Genomic DNA, 16,382 nt, shown 5'->3' with positions numbered 1-16,382 from the left:
GAAATGGCACGGCGGGGTCTCGATCAGGCGTCGACCTCCACCAGCCGCTTGCCGTCGAACGTACGCACCTCGAAATGGTCGATGTCACCGCGGTCCATCGTCGGTGGCCCGCGGTGACCATCGATGACGATGCGCCGGGCGACCGTCACCAGCCAGGGGCGGACGGAGCCGACGGCGCGGTTGAGCCGGCCGGCGTTCTTCCAGGCACGGATGAGCGTTTCCTGCACCACGTCCTCAGCGCGCCGCCGGTCGTCGGCGACGAGGCGGAGCACGGCGTGTTCGCGGTAGAGCGCCCGCATCAACTCCTCGTCGGGGACGTCGGAGGGGGACGGAGGCGGCTCACTGCGATGTCGAGCCCTGTGCGGACGGTCATCGGCCACGGCCGCATCCTTGCGCACCCGAACCTCCCGGTCGAGACCCTGTTGAGCTCCTTGACCATGAACACGAGGGGGGGCCACGATCCATTCAATCCGCTTTCAAGATTCTTTACGGCGCTCCCGCATCCGTGTCCGTGATCGCCACGGCCGCCGCCCGGCGCCGGTGCCGGGCCACCCGCTCCCGGTTCCCGCACACCTCGCTGGAGCACCAGCGGCGTCGGCGGCCGCGCGAGGTGTCCAGGTAGAGGCGGCGGCAGTTGCCGGCCTCGCAGCGGCGCAGGCCGGCTCGCGCCACGGGGTCGGTCAGGAGTTCCACGACGTCGCGGGCCACGGCGGCCAGCAGTGCTCCGCATTCGGGATCGGCGCTCAGTGTCCGTACCAGCGTGCCGCTTCGTCCGCGTACGGCCCGCAGTCCCGGTGGTGCGGTCGCGGCGAGCGCGTTGACCCGTTCCAGGGCGCTCTCGGCTCTGCGGCCGCCGAGTTCGGCGGTCAGCAGGCGGTCGACGCCGGTCCTCAACTGCCGGAAGCGCACCACCCAGGTGTCGTCCACTGCGCCGAGGTGGGTGCCGCTCGGTACGAGTCCGGCGGCCACCAGCCAGTCGGCGAGCCGCTCGGCGCCGTCGAGCAGTTCGCATGCGCCAAAGGTGCCGATTCCCGTGGCCACCAGATCCAGGCAGGGGCGGCCGGAGTCGAACCGCCAGTCGTACGAGCTTTTGCCCGCCGTCATGCGCATGTCACCGCCTCGGGTCTCCGGTGGAGGTCTCCCCCAGAGTGCCCCTCGGGCGGCAGACCCGGAACCCCTGCTGCCACGCGGGCCGGTGCACGCGAGCCCGTACGGTGTCCTGATGGACGACGATCTCCGTACCGCCACCCTTGCGGCCGGCCCGCTCCTGCTCCGGCCGTGGCTGCCCGACGACGGGCCCGCCCTGATCGAGGCGTACCGCGATCCTGCGATGCGCGCCATGCTGCGCATGCTGGTCACGGACGAGGCGGAGGCTCAGTACTGGCTGCGGGTGCAGCAGGAGGGCCGGGAATCCGGCAACCGCTTCAGTTTCGCGGTGGTCGATCGCGATCTCGGCGACGAACTGGTGGGCAATGTGGCGCTCAAGTACCCCGCACCGGGCTCCGGCAGCGCGGAGGTCGGCTACTGGACGGCGGCGCGGGCGCGCGGCCGCGGAATCGCGCCGCGGGCGCTCGGGGCGCTCACCGGCTGGGCGTTCGAAGCGTTCGCCGGGGACGGGCTCGTGCGGCTGGACCTGCTGCATCAGGTGGACAACGAGGCGTCCTGCCGGGTTGCCGAGAAGAGCGGATACGGCTTCGCGGAGGTTCTTCCGGCACGGCCGCCGTGGCCGCTGGACGGACACCGGCATGCGCGGGGGCGCACCGGGGGCGTCCGGTAACCGTCTTTGTCCTCAATCGCCGGGCACGCTCAACTTTCACGCCCGCACGGCGAGAACAGGGCCGTCCGGCGTTCGAGGACACTCCCACAGCCAACGGTCACCCCATCAACGGCCCATCGTGCAGGATCCGCTGGAACAGCCGGTGGTCGCGCCACTCACCATTGATGTGCAGGTAGCGCGGAGCCATCCCGTACTGCTCGAAGCCGCACTTGGCGAGCACCCGCTGCGACGCCACGTTGTCCAGCACCGTCCCTGCCTCGACCCGGTGCAGGCGCAGCTCGTCCCTGGCCAACTCGCAGATCCGCTCGACGGCGGCCGTGGCCAGCCCGCGACCCGCGTACTCGACATCGACCCAGTAACCGAGAACCCCGCTGCGGAACGGCCCGAGCACAATACCGTTGAGGTTGAACCCGCCCACCACGCGGTCCTGTTCATCGGCGAGCACCCACGGCATCACCCGCCCCGCGTCGCGGTCCGCGAGTATTCCGGCCAGGCGTTCTTGCTGCCCCTGCTCGGTGTAGAAGTCGTCGGGCCGTGCCGGCTCCCAGGGCTGCATGTACGCGCGACTGCGGGTCAGCGCCACGGCGAGGGAGGGGGCATCGGCCGGGGTGACGGGACGGAGTCGCACCTCCGCGTCGAGCCGGTGGATGTCATTGATCACCCCTTCACGCTATCCCGGCCTCCTCACGCCGCCTCCGCCGAGGCCGTCCCTGCCAGCCGGTCGAAGGTGCGGATCAGCTCCGCCCGTCTCTTCTCCTTGTACTCCGGCTTGGGTTCAAGACCGTCGATGGTCCGCTCCCACACGTGCATGAAGGTCTTCTTCCAGCCCTCGACCACCGCCGCACCGGGCACCGCCGCACCGACGTGGTGCTGCTCGGCGATCAGGCACAGCAGCTCGATGTTGCACGGCACCGCGACGCCCCAGTATTCGTCGGGCTCCAGGCCCACCGGGTCACCTGCCATCGCCTCCTCGATCTCCGAGAGGAGTCGCCCGGTGATGCCCGACAGGTGATCCGCCGCCGTGTCGCTGTCGAAATTCCCACTGCCCCAGGTACCCACAGGTCCCCCTCCGCTCACCGTTCTGTGCCTGCGACTGTTCTAGCAAGCCGCACTGACAACAGCGGGCGGACCGAGTGCCGCGTTCCCTCTGGACGCTCGCGTAGGGAGCTGCGCGTCCGGGCCATGGAGCGCGGCCGCCCCCGCCGCTCTACTGGGAGACATGACAACCACCCGGCCCACACCCCCCTCCCGCACCCTGGACCACCTCGTGCTCGGCGGCGCGGCCATCGCCACCGGCCTGGTCGCGGGCACGTTCTACGTGTTCTCCTGTGCCGTCATGCCGGCCCTCGGGCGCAGCGACGACCGGACCTTCATCGAGGTCATGCAGAACATCAACGACGTCATCGAAAATCCGGTCTTCTTCGCCGGATTCTTCGGCGCGCTGGTCCTCACGGCGGTCGCCGCCTGGCAGCAGCGCCGGTCCCCGGGGCCGCGACGGTGGATCCTCGCCGCCCTCGTCACGTACACCGTCGCTTTCCTGCTCACCTCGGGCGTCAACGTCCCGCTGAACAACGCCCTTGCACACGCCGGGGATCCGGCGCGGATCGCCGATCCCGGAGCCGTACGCGAGAGGTTCGAGGACGCGTGGGTGGCCTGGAACGCCGTCCGGGCCGTCCTGTGCACGGCCGCACTCGCCCTTCTCCTGCGTGCCGCGTTCCTGACGGCGCGGCAGCACCCGCGGCCTCCTCAGGAATCGCCGTACTCGCTGTCCCCCGCCGGGTCCAGCGCCAGCCGGTAGCCGCGCTTGACGACCGTCTGGATGAGGCGGGGTGCGCCCAGTGACGTGCGCAGCCTCGCCATGGCCGTCTCCACCGCGTGTTCGTCCGTTCCGCTGCCGGGCAGCGCGCGCAGCAGGTCGGCGCGGGCCACCACCCAGCCCGGCCTACGGGCCAGGGTGTGCAGCAGGGCCATTCCGGCGGGCGGCACCGGGCGCAGCTCGCCGTCGACGATCGCGGCGTGACCGCGGATCTCCACCCGGTGCCCGGCGATCGGCAACATACGGGCCCTGGAGGGGAGTTCGTCGCACAGCAGCTGAACGAGCGGGGCGAGCCGGAAGCGCTCCGGCTGGACGGTGTCGATGCCGCGGGCCTGCAGCGGCAGGGCGGTGACCGGTCCGACGCAGGCCACGAGGACGTCGTCCCGCAGGGCGCTCAGGAGCTCCGGGATCAGCCCCCGCTTCTCGGCCCGGCCGAGCAGCGAGGCGGCGGCCGGGGCGCTGGTGAAAGTGAGGGCGTCCAGGCCGCGGGCCAGGGTGATGTCGAGCAGCCGGTCGAGCGGGGCGATGTCCTCGGGGTCCACCCAGCGGTAGACGGGTACGGCGACGACCTCGGCGCCCGCGGCACGGAGCGACTCGATGAGGCCGGGGAGGGGTTCGCCGTGCAGCTGGAGGGCGAACCGGCGGCCCTCCATGCCCTCGTCCAGGAGCCGGTCCAGTACCTCGGCCAGGGACTCGGAGGCGGGCGACCACGCCTCGGTCAGCCCGGCGGCCCGGATGGCGTCCTTGACCTTGGGGCCGCGGGCCGGCAGTTCGGTGCCGCGCAGGGTTTCCAGCAGCCGGTCGCCGAGGCCCCAGCCGTCGGCGGCCTCGATCCAGCCCCGGAAGCCGACCGCGGTGGTGGCAACGACCACTTCGGGGGCGGAGTCGATGATTCGCCGGGTGGCGGCGAGGAGTTCGCTGTCGTCGGCGAGCGGCACGATCCGCAGGGCTGGCGCGTACAGGACGGCGGCGCCGCGTCGCTCGAACAGCGCGCCGAACTCCGCCGCGCGCCGCGCGGCGGTGACCCCGACGGTGAAGCCCGCGAGGGGCCCGTGCTGTTCGTCCGCGTGCATGTGGTCTACCCGGCTCTCGTCCCGCTGCTGCCCGATGATGCCGAGGGCCGAGCCTGCCAACGATGCGTGACAGACCTGGTTCACCCATATTTCCCGCCCGTTACGTCAGATGACATCGAGTGGTCGTGATTACGCCTCGATACGGCTGAGCTGCGACTTGCCGGGCACGGGCAGGGCGGAATCCGGTCCGGCGAAGGTATACCGTCCCCCGGTCACCGGGACTTCCGCGAACCGTTCGGCCAGAGCCTCGGTGCGCGCTTCGCCGCTACGTCCTCGACCCAGCCGATCGCCGGGATCATCAGCGCCATCAGCGGCCAGACGAGGAGCAGCATCAGCGCCGTGTACGAGGCGCCGATGTACGTACCGAAGTGGTCGCCGAAGTACGGGATGCGGCAGCCAGGGCGCGCTCGAACTGCCGCCGAGCACGGCGACGGCCAGCGTCACCGCATAACCGGCACAGACCGCGGCGAGGATCCAGCCCAGACGCCTGAACGTCTTGCTGCGCCGGCCGCTCTCGTCGACGAACACGGGCCCGCCCGAGCCTTCCGGTTCGCTCGGCTGCGCGGTCAGCTCGGAGAGCTGCCGACCCAGGCCGTCGAGCTGGACCGTGACTTCGTTCGGCTCATGTGTGTGCCCCGAACGGGCACTTTCACGCCAGGTTTCCACAGGTGTACGCACTTCCCCCCACTCAAGGATCGGGTGCGCACGACTGTCCGATTATGTGCTTCCGGACCGGGCCCCCACCCTGTCCGCGCCCCCACCACATTGCACCCGGGCGATGAATGTGGCGCACGAAAACGGCACTTCTTTCCCCCAATCAGGTGGATTTCAACATGAGAGATGCATCGGTCTCGGGCAGCCAGCTTCCGTCCGGCCGCACCATCCAGCCCTCCTCGGAGCCGAGCTGAGCTGTGGCTTTACGCAATGCGTCCAGGCCGGGGTGGCGCAGTCCCTTGCGCCAGACCATCAGGAGCGGCGAGAGCGGTACGGGCCGGGCCAGCGGACGCATCACGGTGCCCGGCACCGGAGAGAAGTCGACGACGCACAGAACCGGCTGCCGCGACTTCGCCATGACCCGTTGAAATTCGGCCACACCGATCGCGAGTGGGGCGGGTGGCGCCAGCTCGATGCCCCATTCGGCGAAGAGCAGCCGGGCGAGGTCCGTCCATTCCTCGGTGCGCGGATTCCCGGCGCCCGCGTAGACGGTCTCGCCGGCCAGGTCGTCCAGTGCGACGACCTCGTGCGCGGCGAGGGGGTGATCGTCGGGGAGCAGAACGGCCATCGGCTCGTACCGCACCGGCTGTACGCCGAGCCGGGCCCGCACCGCGGGGTCGAGTCCGGCGGCGCGGCCGAAGGAGACATCGAGCCGCCCTGCGAGGATCTCGCCCGCGGCCCAGGTGAGCCCGCTCTCGAAGCGCGCCATCAGCTCGCACGCCGGCGCCAGTTCCCGTGCGCGGGCGAGTACGCGGGCGGCCGTCATACCGTCGGTGTTGAGGTCGACGAAGAGCGGCCGGGCCGCAGGGTCGGCGAAGGCCGCGGCAAGATCGGCGTGCGCCTCCAGCACCCGCCGGGCGTACGGGAGGAGCCGTTCGCCGTCGGCGGTAAGGGTGACCTGCCGGGTGGTGCGTACGAACAGTTCCGCACCCAGATCGCGCTCCAGCCGGCGGATGTCCCGGCTCAGCGCCTGCTGGGCGATGTAGAGCCGGGCGGCGGCACGGGTGAAGTGCAGTTCCTCGGCGACGGCGACGAAGGCGCGGAGCAGCCGGGGGTCGGTATGGGTATGCGTCTGGTTGCCCGTATCGGCAGCGGAGGAGGCCACACCCAGGAATTTACAACACAGATGCGTTAATCGCTCGGAGAAGGTGTTGGACCCCATGGCTCGTGCGCCGTGAGGGTTGATCCATGCCGTACGAGAGAGCCCCGCACACCGACCCCATACTCACCGTCTCCGGGGACCTGCTGGTCATCGCCCCGCGCACCGCCACCCCCATCCGGACGGCGCCCACCAACCCGTACCGCCGGCTGCTCGCCACCCCGGGTGCCCGCGCCTTCACCGCGGGCAATCTCCTCGCCCGGCTTCCCATGGGCATGTTCAGCGTCAGCGCGCTGATCATGATCGCCGGTTCGCGCGGCTCGTACGCCCTGGCCGGTGCCGTCACCGCGACCGGCCTCGCCGCCACGGCGGTGGTCGCACCCTGGACGGCCCGGCTCGTCGACAGGTACGGACAGGCCAGGGTCGCCGTACCCGCCACCGCGATCGCCGCGCTCGGATCGCTGGCACTGCTGCTCTGCGTGCATTACGGCGCCCCGGTCTGGACGCTCTTCGCCTCCTACGCCGCGACCGCCACCACCCCCAACACCGGCGGGATGTCCCGGGCCCGCTGGGCCCATCTGCACCGGGGCGATCCGGCCGCCCTGCACACCGCGAACTCCTTCGAACAGGCCGCCGACGAACTCTGTTTCATGCTCGGCCCGGCCCTCGCCGCCCTGCTGTGCGCGGCGCTCTTCCCGGAGGCCGGAACGCTCGTCGGGGCGATCCTGCTGATGACCGGCGTGCTGATCTTCGCCGCCCAGCGCGCCACCGAACCGCCGGTGGCACCCCGCACCCACGCGGGCTCCCCGCTCCGCGCCCCGGGCATGCCGGCCCTGCTCGCCGCCTTCCTCGCCACCGGCGCGGTCTTCGGCGCGATGGAGGTCGTCACGATCGCCCACGCCGGGGGCGCGATCCTGGCCCTCCAGGCTGCCGGATCGTGTACAGCGGGACTGCTGTACGGATCGCTGCGCCCGGCCGCGGACATCCGGCGCCGGCTGCTGGGCTGCCTGGCGGGAATGACGACACTGATGTCCCTGCCGCTGCTGGCCGCCTCCTCGACCGATTCGCTGCTCGCCCTCGCGGGCGCGCTGCTGCTGGCCGGTGCGGCGACGGCCCCGACCATGGTCACCGGCATGACGCTGGTGCAACGCCTCACCCCCGAGGGCCGGTTGAACGAAGGCATGACCCTGGCCGTGACCGCGCTGCTGGGCGGGATCGCCGCAGGTTCGGCGACCGGCGGCTGGATGGTGGAGCACATGGGGCAGGTCACGGGCTATGTCGTACCGGTGTGCGCGGCCGGGCTGGCGCTGGTCGTCGCGGCGGCCGGGGTCCGGGCCCCCCGGAACTGATGGCCGGCACAAAAACGAGGACCCCGTTGCCGGTGGGCAACGGGGTCCTCGTTCACATGGGAATTGTGGAGATGGCGGGAATCGAACCCGCGTCCAACGGTGCAGAATCAGGGCTTCTCCGAGCGCAGTTCGCTGCGATTTTCTCGGCCCCGGAGATCTCGCGAACAAGTCTCCGACGGGCCCAGCCACTGTTTGATTTCCCACCGAACCCCGTGACCGGGATCAGTGGTTTAGTCCCCTAGATTATGCCAGGGTCCGGGTCGGGAACACCCCCGGGCTGACACCCATTAAGGGTCCCTCACTCACTGCTTATTAGGCAGCGAGGGCGAAGGACTGGGAATCGCTCTTGGAATTGGCGATTATTGGTTGCGACATATGGTTTACGAGATCATTGCCGCTTCCTCGGCTCGCTTCCCCTGCTTCGACATCCGCTGTCGAAACCGATCATCCCCATGTTGGCGTATTTAATTGTCAACCGCTCAAAACGCGCACCCGCCGCGGGGTGCAGTGCCATCGTACGTGACCAACGCACGACGATGCCAGCCTATTCCTGCCGGCCCGCCCGTGCGCTCCCCGGCTATGCGCTGCGCTGGCGCCGACGCACTGCCGAGATCGCGCGGTTGGTCTCCCTCAGATCCTGCTTCTCGCGCAGGGTCTGCCGCTTGTCGTACTCCTTCTTGCCCTTGGCGAGCGCGATCTCGACCTTGACCCGGCTGTCCTTGAAGTACAGCGCGAGCGGCACGATCGTGTGACCCGTCTCGCCCGCCTTCGACTCCAGCTTGTCGATCTCCGCCCGGTGCAGCAGCAGCTTGCGCTTGCGCTTGGCCGAGTGGTTGGTCCAGGTCCCCTGCACGTACTCGGGGACGTGGATGTTGTGCAGCCAGGCCTCGCCCCCGTCGATCTGGACGAAGCCGTCCACCAGGGAGGCCCGGCCCAGCCGCAGCGACTTGACCTCGGTACCCATGAGTACGAGACCGCACTCGTAGGTGTCGAGGATGTGGTAGTCGTGCCGCGCCTTCTTGTTCTGCGCGATGAGCTTGCGCCCTGTGTCCTTTTCCTTAGCCATAGTGCAGCCATTTTCGCACTACGACCCACCCCCGAGGCCACTCAATACCATCTCGGCCCGCTGCTCGGCCCCGGAGCTGACCACGAGGTCCGGCGTTATGCCGCGGCCGTCGACGCCGCGGCCCGCCGGGGTGCGGTAGTGGCCGACGGTCAGCTCGGCCACCGAGCCGCCCGGGAGCTTGCTGGGCATCTGGACCGAACCCTTGCCGAAGGTGCGCGATCCGACGGTGACGGCGCGGCCCCGGTCCTGGAGCGCGCCGGTGAGGAGCTCGGCGGCGCTCATCGTGCCGCCGTCGACGAGGACGACGAGGGGGCGGACGGTGTCACCGCCCGGCTGCGCGTAGAGGGCACGCTGCTCGCCGTGCACGTCGTACGTGGCGACCAGGCCGCCGTCCAGGAAGGCGGAGGCGGCGGTCACGGCCTCGGTGACCAGGCCGCCGGAGTTACCGCGCAGATCGAGGAGCACCCCGGCGCCCCCCGGTGCGTCCCGGACCGCGTCGCGGATCTTGGCACCCGAGCCCCTGGTGAACGAGTCGACCTCGATCAGTACAGCAGCGGAGGAATCGGAACGGTCCGGCCCGATTCGCCGCACGGTGACGGCCTCGGTGGTGAGTCTGGCCCGGTGCAGCGTCTCGGTCCGAAGGGCGGCGCCCCGCTGGACCCCCAGCACGACGGCGGTGCCGGCGTCCGCCTCCGTACGGTCTCCGCGCAGCAGGGCCACGGCCTCGGCAACGGGGCGCTTGTCGATCCGGTGACCGTCGATCGTACGGAGCAGATCGCCCGGCTCGATGCCGGCCCGGTCGGCGGGGCCGCCGGGCTGGACCCGGGCCACCTCGACCAGCCCGCCCGCGGAGCGCTTCGCGGCGATCCCGACACCGGTGTACAAGCCGTCGAGGGCCTGCTCGAACTCCTCGTACTGCCGCTCGTCGTACACCGCGCCCCAGCGGTCGCCGCTGCGGCTGACGGCCTCCTCGGCCGCCTCCTTACCGGACTTGCCGTCGGCGACGGCGCGGGCGGCGGCGTCGGCCACCTCGTCGACGTCGACGGTGGAGGCAACGGAACGGGCCGCTATGTCCGAGGACTTCGCACCGTCGTGCGGCAGTGAGCCGGTGGCCGCCGCGGTGGCCAGCACGGTCGCGAAGACCAACGTCAGGGCCGCCCCGCGGCGCACGCCGCGGGGCCCGAAACATTGCGCGGGGCCCGACATGGCGTCGAGTCTAGGACAACGCCCCTGTGGCGCACGGCCGGTTGGCCGCGCCCCACAGGGGCGCTTGTCACACCTTCAGGTACTTGCGGAGCGCGAAGAGAGCGGCAACGGCGGGCATCAGCAGACCGATTGCCAGGACCAGGGGCAGCTTGGTGAAGACCGCGTCCCAGCCGATGAAGTCGATCAGATTCAGCTTGCTCTGCAGTGCCAGACCGCCGTCGATCAGGAAGTACCGGCCGGCCAACAGCATCACGCAGGCGAGCACACCACCGATGAGGCCGGCGAACGCGGCCTCCATGATGAACGGCATCTGGATGTAGAAGCCGGAGGCGCCGACGAGCCGCATGATGCCGGTTTCGCGCCGCCGGCTGAACGCGGACACCCGGACGGTGTTCACGATCAGCATCAGCGCAATGACCAGCATCAGCGCCATCACGAAGAGGGCGGCCACATTCATGCCGTTCATCAGCTGGAAGAGGTTGTCCAGGATGGATCTCTGGTCCTGGACGGACTGCACCCCGTCACGGCCGGCGAAGGCGGTGGCGACGACCTTGTACTTCTTCGGGTCGTGGAGCTTGACCCGGAACGACTCCTGCATCTGGTCCGGCGTGATGTTGCTCGCCATGGGCGAGTCGCCGAACTGCTGCTGGTAGTGCTTGTACGCCTGGTCGGCCGACTCGTACGTGACGGTCTGGACGGCGTCCATCTTCTTGAGGTCGCCCTCGATCTCCTTCTTCTGCTCGGCGGTGACAGCGCCCTTGGCACACTTGGGCGTCGAGGTCACATCACTCTTGCTGCACAGGAAGATCGAGACGTTGACCTTGTCGTACCAGTAGTCCTTCATCGTGCTGACCTGCTCGCGCATGAGCAGCGCGCCGCCGAACAGGGCGAGCGAGAGGGCGACGGAGACGACGACGGCGAAGGTCATCGTGAGGTTGCGACGGAGGCCGACGCCGATCTCCGACAGGACGAACTGGGCGCGCATGGCGTCCTTTCAGTGCTCGATGCTCAGTGCTGGTAGCCGTAGACGCCGCGGGCCTGGTCGCGTACGAGACGGCCCTGCTCCAGCTCGATGACGCGCTTGCGCATCTGGTCGACGATGTTCTGGTCGTGAGTCGCCATGATCACAGTGGTGCCGGTCCGGTTGATCCGGTCCAGCAGCTTCATGATGCCGACGGAGGTCTGCGGGTCGAGGTTGCCGGTCGGCTCGTCCGCGATCAGCAGCATCGGACGGTTCACGAACGCCCGCGCGATCGCCACGCGCTGCTGCTCACCACCGGAGAGCTCACCGGGCATCCGGTCCTCCTTGCCGCCGAGGCCGACCAGGTCGAGAACCTGGGGCACCGCCTTGCGGATCTCACCGCGCGGCTTGCCGATGACCTCCTGCGCGAACGCCACGTTCTCCGCAACGGTCTTGTTGGGGAGGAGGCGGAAGTCCTGGAACACCGTGCCCAACTGGCGGCGCATGTGCGGCACCTTCCAGTTGGACATGCGCGCGAGGTCCTTGCCCAGGACGTGAACCATGCCCTGACTGGCGCGCTCCTCGCGGAGGATGAGTCGCATGAAGGTGGACTTGCCGGAGCCGGAGGAGCCCACCAGGAAGACGAACTCGCCCTTCTCGATATCGAGAGACACATCCCGTAGAGCGGGACGGCTCTGCTTCGGGTAGGTCTTGGAGACGTTGTCGAATCGGATCACGAATGCACCACGGTCGGCCGGGAGTAGGTGTGCGTGACCATACGCGAACCGGGCTGACGCGTGCAGGCGCGCGTCCGAGGATGGGCGATTTATGGCGGAACGGGACTGGTCGGAAGCGGGGCCGAAGCGCTACGGAACGGGTGATGTCCGGCGGGCCGCGCCGAAATCCGCGCGAGCTGGCACAGTGGTGGGGGGAACAGTCGCGTTTCCATGAGCGTTGTGCGGAGTGAAGGCGTATGCGGCTCCGCCGCGCGGGAGGAGGAAAGCGCATGACCTATGACCGACTGGTGTGCGCAAACTGCGCGGCGCCCGTGAACGAGGGCCGTTGCCCTGTGTGCCGGGCCAGTCGCGCACGGCTGCAGCAGGAACAGGAGCAGGGAATGTTCGCGGGGCTGAGCCCCGTGACGCTGGTGGCCCTGCTGGTGGTGCTGCTGGGCGCGCTGGCGCTGCTGGCGCACCAGACCGTGTAGCGAGGCCGTCCGTCCGCCTGCCAAGAGCGTGTACGTGTACGCAGAGGGGCCCGGGATGCCGACTGGCGTCCCGGGCCCCTCTGTGTGCACTTGTACCGCAGGCGGCCCTTAGGCGACCGTACGGCCGTTCACGAGGCGCGGCAGGATCCGGAAGCCGATGCCTCCGGCAATCATCGTCGCGGCGCCGACCAGCAGGAACGTGGTCTCGGCGGCACCGGTCTCGGCGAGCTCGTCCTTGCCCTTGCCCTGCTCGACCGGCTGGTTGCCGACCGAGTCGGGAGTGGTGTTGTCCGCGCACTTCGCGCCGTCGAGGTCGACGGTGCACGTGTCGGCGTCGCCGCCACCCGTCGCGGAGCCTGCGGAGGCATTACCGGTGGTGGAGCCGGTGTCGCCACCGGTCACGCCGCCGTGCGAGGCACCACCCTGGTTGCCCGCACCACCCTGGCTACCGGCGCCACCCTGGCTACCGGCGCCACCCTGGTTACCGGCACCACCCTGGTTGCCCGCACCACCCTGGCTACCGGCGCCACCCTGGTTACCGGCGCCACCCTGGTTGCCCGCACCACCCTGGCTACCGGCGCCACCCTGGTTACCGGCGCCACCCTGGTTGCCCGCACCGCCCTGGTTACCGGCACCACCCTGGTTGCCCGCGCCACCCTGGTTACCGGCACCACCCTGGTTGCCCGCGCCACCCTGGTTGCCCGCACCACCCTGGTTGCCCGCACCACCCTGGTTGCCCGCACCGCCCTGGTTGCCCGCACCGCCCTGGTTGCCCGCACCGCCCTGGTTGCCCGCGCCACCCTGGTTACCGGCACCGCCCTGGTTGCCCGCACCGCCCTGGTTACCGGCACCGCCCTGGTTGCCCGCGCCACCCTGGTTGCCCGCACCGCCCTGGTTACCGGCACCACCCTGGTTACCCGCACCACCTTCGTTGGTGCCGCCGCCCTGGTCGACGCCACCAGGTTCCCCGCCGTTACCACCGTTGGCCTCGCCGGCGCTGCCGACCTGGGCGTTGACGGAGGCGTCACCGGCGTCCACGCCGATCCCGATTCCAATACCGGCGGCCGATGCCACACCGGCAGCGGTGAGCGAGGCACCCGCCGCGATCACCGCACCTGCGGCTATGCGCGCGACGCGTACTCGCGTCTTCTTGGTCATCTGCTGCTACCCCCAGTAGCTGTTCTCGTCAGTGGAGCAGCCATATGCGGGCCCCGGTTCTGCGGGGTTTGCTCCGAACAGCGCCACATGGAGCCGTGGCCATGCCGCCCGCCCCCGTTCACATCCGTCCCAGACATACGCATGCTGCCCTAGCACCCTGTCCACAGTTAAGGCCTGCGTCAAGGCCGTTCCGTGTAATGTGCACCGCTTTGATCGCAGTTGACCCTCATTCAGAATCACGACTGTGACGCACTCGCCACGCCACCTGCGCAACTCGGAACCCCAACTCCCTTTCGGGTGCCGCCCCGTACTCCTCCCCGACGAAAACGGCGGTGCCGGAAACCCCGTCGGGATTCCGGCACCGCCGTAAGAACAGGAAGCAGCAACAGACTGCTGGGGCCCGCCTACTTCTCCCGCTGCTTGCGCCAGCGGATGCCCGCCTCCAGGAAGCCGTCGATCTCGCCGTTGAAGACCGCTTCCGGGTTGCCGATCTCGAACTCCGTACGCAGGTCCTTGACCATCTGGTACGGGTGCAGGACGTACGACCGCATCTGGTTGCCCCAGGAGTTGCCACCGTCGCCCTTGAGGGCGTCCATCTTGGCCTGCTCCTCCTGGCGGCGGCGCTCAAGGAGCTTCGCCTGGAGGACGTTCATCGCGGACGCCTTGTTCTGGATCTGCGAGCGCTCGTTCTGGCAGGAGACGACGATGCCGGTCGGGAGGTGGGTCAGGCGCACCGCGGAGTCCGTGGTGTTGACGCCCTGGCCGCCGGGGCCCGACGAGCGGTACACGTCGACGCGCAGCTCCGACTCGTCGATCTCGATGTGGTCGGTCTGCTCGACCACGGGCAGCACCTCGACACCCGCGAAGGACGTCTGGCGGCGGCCCTGGTTGTCGAAGGGCGAGATCCGGACGAGCCGGTGGGTGCCCTGCTCGACGGAGAGGGTGCCGTAGGCGTACGGGACCTGGACGGCGAAGGTGGTCGACTTGATGCCGGCCTCTTCCGCGTACGACGTCTCATAGACCTCGGTCTTGTACCCGTGCCGCTCGGCCCAGCGGATGTACATGCGCTGGAGCTTCTCGGCGAAGTCGGCGGCGTCGACGCCACCGGCCTCGGCACGGATGTTGACCAGCGCTTCACGGGAGTCGTACTCGCCGGAGAGGAGGGTACGGACCTCCATCTCGTCGAGCGCCTTCCTGACGGACTCCAGCTCCCTCTCGGCCTCGGCGAGGGTGTCGGCGTCGCCCTCGTCCTCGGCGAGCTCGAAGAGAACCTCAAGATCGTCGATACGGCCGCGGAGGGCCTCGGTCTTGCGGACCTCGGCCTGGAGGTGCGAAAGCTTGCTGGTGATCTTCTGCGCCGCGTCCGGGTCGTCCCAGAGGGACGGCGCCGCCGCCTGCTCCTCGAGCGCGGCGATGTCCGCCCTCAGCGCATCCAGGTCCAGGACGGCCTCGATCGACCCCATGGTCGAGGAGAGGGACTTCAGCTCTTCGGAAATATCGACGACTGCCACGGGTCCAGCGTAACGGCTGTCGGCGCGGACATTCCTCGGGCCGCATGATCACGACTTTGCGGCCGTATGGGCGCCGCGTCCCCGGGCCGTACGGCGAGGGGGTGCTCACGGGGCCCGGGGGGGTCAGGGTGTTCCCGGCGCCGAGTTCTTCGTGTCCTGCGCAGGCGCGTCCGCGGCGTCGTCGCCCAGCGCCAGCCAGCCGCCCACGCCCAGCGCCACCACCAGCACCAGCGCCGCGGCGCCCAGCGTCAGGCGGCGCTTGCGGACGGCCGCGGACTTGTTGCGGGCCGAGCCCGGGCGGGGCCGGCCCGGGGAGCGCGGGGCCCTGGCCGTGCCCCGGGGGCCGCCGGAGAGTTCGTCGGGGGCCGGGACACGCATGCTCGTGTGGGTGTCCCGGTTGGAGTCGGCGGACGAGCCGGGGACCAGGGGGACCGCGCCGCGGCGGCGGGGTTCCTCGGGTGCGGGGGTGTACTGCTGCTCGTCGTAGGTCTGAGGTTCCGGTTCGACGTCCGGCTCGTCCACGTCCAACGGCGGGATGCCGGCCAGCTGCGGGAGCTGCTCGCGCAGCCGGGCCGCGAGCTCGGAGGCACGCAGCCGGGAGGCCGGGGCCTTGGCCAGGCACTGGACCAGGAGCTGCCAGAGCTCGTCGGGGATGCCCGGGAGCGGGACGACCGTCTCCGTGACGTGGCGGCGCAGGACCGCGCCGGGGTGTCCGCCGCCGAAGGGTGTGAAGCCGGCCAGGAGTTCGTACAGGACCGTCGCGAGTGCGTAGATGTCGACGGCGGCGCGGGGCGGCAGGCCCTCGACTATCTCGGGGGCCAGATAGTCCGGCGTACCGATGATCTTGCTGGCCTTGGTGCGGCCCGGGGTGTCGATCAGCTTGGCCACACCGAAGTCGGTGAGCAGCGCCGGGTGCGAGCCGCCGGGACCGAGCGGGCCCTCCATGTCGAGCAGGATGTTCTCCGGCTTGACGTCACGGTGGACCACCCCGGCGGCGTGCGCGGCGGCCAGGCCGTCGGCGACATCCGCGATGATCGCGACGGCGGCCTCGGGCGCGAGACGGCGTTCGCGGTCGAGGCGGGTGCGCAGGTCCGTGCCGCGTACCAGGTTCATGACCAGTGCCAGGTCGTTGCCGTCCACCACGAGATCGCGGACGGCGACGACATGCGGATGGTCCAGGCCGAGCAGGGCGGTGCGCTCCTGGACGAAGCGGCCCACGAGCTCCTGGTCGGACGCGAGGTCCTCGCGGAGCAGCTTGATGGCCACCGGGCCCTCGGGCCCGTCGCCGAGCCACACCGTGCCGGCGCTGCCGCGCCCCAGGATCTGGTGGGCGGTGTACCGGCTGCCGATATTCCGTGCCAAGTCTGCTCCCTCAGCGGCTGGCGATGGACCGTCGCTCATGACCCCCGGTCGACAAAGTTACGCGTCGATCGGGGTGTTGAGTG

The 16,382-nt window shown here is 70.0% G+C and carries 17 protein-coding genes, 1 other RNA gene and 1 pseudogene; 4 read left to right on the top strand and 15 right to left on the bottom strand.

The features are described 5' to 3' along the window. Window positions 1-110 precede the first annotated feature (110 nt). Both ACZ7IB_RS31050 and ACZ7IB_RS31045 read right to left on the bottom strand, forming a co-directional pair. Window positions 111-398 (bottom strand): annotated as a pseudogene (locus ACZ7IB_RS31050) (sigma factor); the annotation flags it as partial. Between the two features lie 88 nt (window positions 399-486). Beyond that, window positions 487-1,104: a CGNR zinc finger domain-containing protein gene (locus ACZ7IB_RS31045; protein ID WP_470917128.1), complete on the bottom strand. Its 618-nt coding sequence runs from the start codon at window positions 1,102-1,104 to the stop codon at window positions 487-489. Between the two features lie 118 nt (window positions 1,105-1,222). Here ACZ7IB_RS31045 and ACZ7IB_RS31040 point away from each other — a divergent pair, with 118 nt between their 5' ends. Further along, window positions 1,223-1,777 carry a GNAT family N-acetyltransferase gene (locus ACZ7IB_RS31040; RefSeq protein WP_470917096.1) on the top strand — a complete coding sequence of 185 codons (555 nt, stop codon included), beginning with the start codon at window positions 1,223-1,225 and terminating at the stop codon, window positions 1,775-1,777. Between the two features lie 97 nt (window positions 1,778-1,874). Here ACZ7IB_RS31040 and ACZ7IB_RS31035 read toward each other — a convergent pair whose 3' ends face one another. Both ACZ7IB_RS31035 and ACZ7IB_RS31030 read right to left on the bottom strand, forming a co-directional pair. Further along, window positions 1,875-2,438, bottom strand: coding sequence for a GNAT family N-acetyltransferase (locus ACZ7IB_RS31035; protein ID WP_470917095.1), 564 nt, complete (start codon window positions 2,436-2,438; stop codon window positions 1,875-1,877). Window positions 2,439-2,461: 23 nt separating this feature from the next. Then, window positions 2,462-2,836, bottom strand: coding sequence for a DUF4259 domain-containing protein (locus ACZ7IB_RS31030; RefSeq protein ID WP_470917094.1), 375 nt, complete (start codon window positions 2,834-2,836; stop codon window positions 2,462-2,464). A gap of 160 nt (window positions 2,837-2,996) precedes the next feature. Between ACZ7IB_RS31030 and ACZ7IB_RS31025 the strand changes: the two genes are divergently transcribed. Beyond that, the gene (locus ACZ7IB_RS31025) at window positions 2,997-3,575 is read left to right on the top strand and encodes an anthrone oxygenase family protein (RefSeq protein WP_470917093.1); all 579 of its coding nucleotides are present in this window, start codon (window positions 2,997-2,999) and stop codon (window positions 3,573-3,575) included. Here the strand turns inward: ACZ7IB_RS31025 and ACZ7IB_RS31020 are convergent. From ACZ7IB_RS31020 to ACZ7IB_RS31010, 3 genes are all read right to left on the bottom strand, one after another. Then, complete coding sequence (locus tag ACZ7IB_RS31020; protein WP_470917127.1) at window positions 3,524-4,666, bottom strand: uroporphyrinogen-III synthase; 1,143 nt, start codon at window positions 4,664-4,666, stop codon at window positions 3,524-3,526. The two genes, ACZ7IB_RS31025 and ACZ7IB_RS31020, sit on opposite strands and share 52 nt — an antisense overlap. 129 nt (window positions 4,667-4,795) lie before the next feature. Then, a complete protein-coding gene (locus ACZ7IB_RS31015) occupies window positions 4,796-5,332 on the bottom strand; it encodes a hypothetical protein (RefSeq protein ID WP_470917092.1) in 537 nt (178 codons plus the stop codon). Between the two features lie 151 nt (window positions 5,333-5,483). Beyond that, window positions 5,484-6,485 (bottom strand): LysR family transcriptional regulator, encoded by a 1,002-nt coding sequence (locus ACZ7IB_RS31010; RefSeq protein ID WP_470917091.1) that lies wholly within the window; start codon window positions 6,483-6,485, stop codon window positions 5,484-5,486. 83 nt (window positions 6,486-6,568) lie between these two features. On the opposite strand from ACZ7IB_RS31010, the gene ACZ7IB_RS31005 reads away from it, so the two are divergent. Further along, window positions 6,569-7,828: an MFS transporter gene (locus ACZ7IB_RS31005; RefSeq protein ID WP_470917090.1), complete on the top strand. Its 1,260-nt coding sequence runs from the start codon at window positions 6,569-6,571 to the stop codon at window positions 7,826-7,828. Window positions 7,829-7,891: 63 nt separating this feature from the next. Here the strand turns inward: ACZ7IB_RS31005 and ssrA are convergent. The 5 genes from ssrA to ftsE all read right to left on the bottom strand — a co-directional run bounded on the left by ssrA (window position 7,892) and on the right by ftsE (window position 11,798). After that, window positions 7,892-8,280, bottom strand: a transfer-messenger RNA (tmRNA) gene (gene ssrA / locus ACZ7IB_RS31000). A gap of 125 nt (window positions 8,281-8,405) precedes the next feature. Further along, window positions 8,406-8,894 carry an SsrA-binding protein SmpB gene (gene smpB / locus ACZ7IB_RS30995; protein ID WP_470917089.1) on the bottom strand — a complete coding sequence of 163 codons (489 nt, stop codon included), beginning with the start codon at window positions 8,892-8,894 and terminating at the stop codon, window positions 8,406-8,408. A gap of 18 nt (window positions 8,895-8,912) precedes the next feature. Beyond that, window positions 8,913-10,100 carry a S41 family peptidase gene (locus tag ACZ7IB_RS30990; protein ID WP_470917088.1) on the bottom strand — a complete coding sequence of 396 codons (1,188 nt, stop codon included), beginning with the start codon at window positions 10,098-10,100 and terminating at the stop codon, window positions 8,913-8,915. Window positions 10,101-10,167: 67 nt separating this feature from the next. Further along, window positions 10,168-11,085: a permease-like cell division protein FtsX gene (gene ftsX, locus ACZ7IB_RS30985; RefSeq protein WP_327274911.1), complete on the bottom strand. Its 918-nt coding sequence runs from the start codon at window positions 11,083-11,085 to the stop codon at window positions 10,168-10,170. Between the two features lie 23 nt (window positions 11,086-11,108). Then, window positions 11,109-11,798, bottom strand: a complete 690-nt coding sequence (gene ftsE, locus ACZ7IB_RS30980) for a cell division ATP-binding protein FtsE (protein WP_024489199.1) — start codon at window positions 11,796-11,798, stop codon at window positions 11,109-11,111. 269 nt (window positions 11,799-12,067) lie between these two features. On the opposite strand from ftsE, the gene ACZ7IB_RS30975 reads away from it, so the two are divergent. Beyond that, a complete protein-coding gene (locus ACZ7IB_RS30975) occupies window positions 12,068-12,268 on the top strand; it encodes a hypothetical protein (protein ID WP_266361154.1) in 201 nt (66 codons plus the stop codon). Between the two features lie 108 nt (window positions 12,269-12,376). Here the strand turns inward: ACZ7IB_RS30975 and ACZ7IB_RS30970 are convergent, their stop codons facing one another. The 3 genes from ACZ7IB_RS30970 to ACZ7IB_RS30960 all read right to left on the bottom strand — a co-directional run bounded on the left by ACZ7IB_RS30970 (window position 12,377) and on the right by ACZ7IB_RS30960 (window position 16,299). Further along, complete coding sequence (locus ACZ7IB_RS30970; RefSeq protein WP_470917087.1) at window positions 12,377-13,426, bottom strand: hypothetical protein; 1,050 nt, start codon at window positions 13,424-13,426, stop codon at window positions 12,377-12,379. A gap of 404 nt (window positions 13,427-13,830) precedes the next feature. Next, complete coding sequence (gene prfB / locus ACZ7IB_RS30965; RefSeq protein ID WP_470917086.1) at window positions 13,831-14,937, bottom strand: peptide chain release factor 2; 1,107 nt, start codon at window positions 14,935-14,937, stop codon at window positions 13,831-13,833. A 123-nt stretch (window positions 14,938-15,060) separates the two neighbouring features. Beyond that, window positions 15,061-16,299, bottom strand: coding sequence for a serine/threonine-protein kinase (locus ACZ7IB_RS30960; RefSeq protein WP_470917085.1), 1,239 nt, complete (start codon window positions 16,297-16,299; stop codon window positions 15,061-15,063). Window positions 16,300-16,382: the final 83 nt, after the last annotated feature.

This window comes from Streptomyces sp. NPDC037301 (assembly GCF_055602785.1).
Note: the sequence above shows the minus strand (reverse complement) of the source record. Positions and strands in the feature narration are given on the sequence as shown.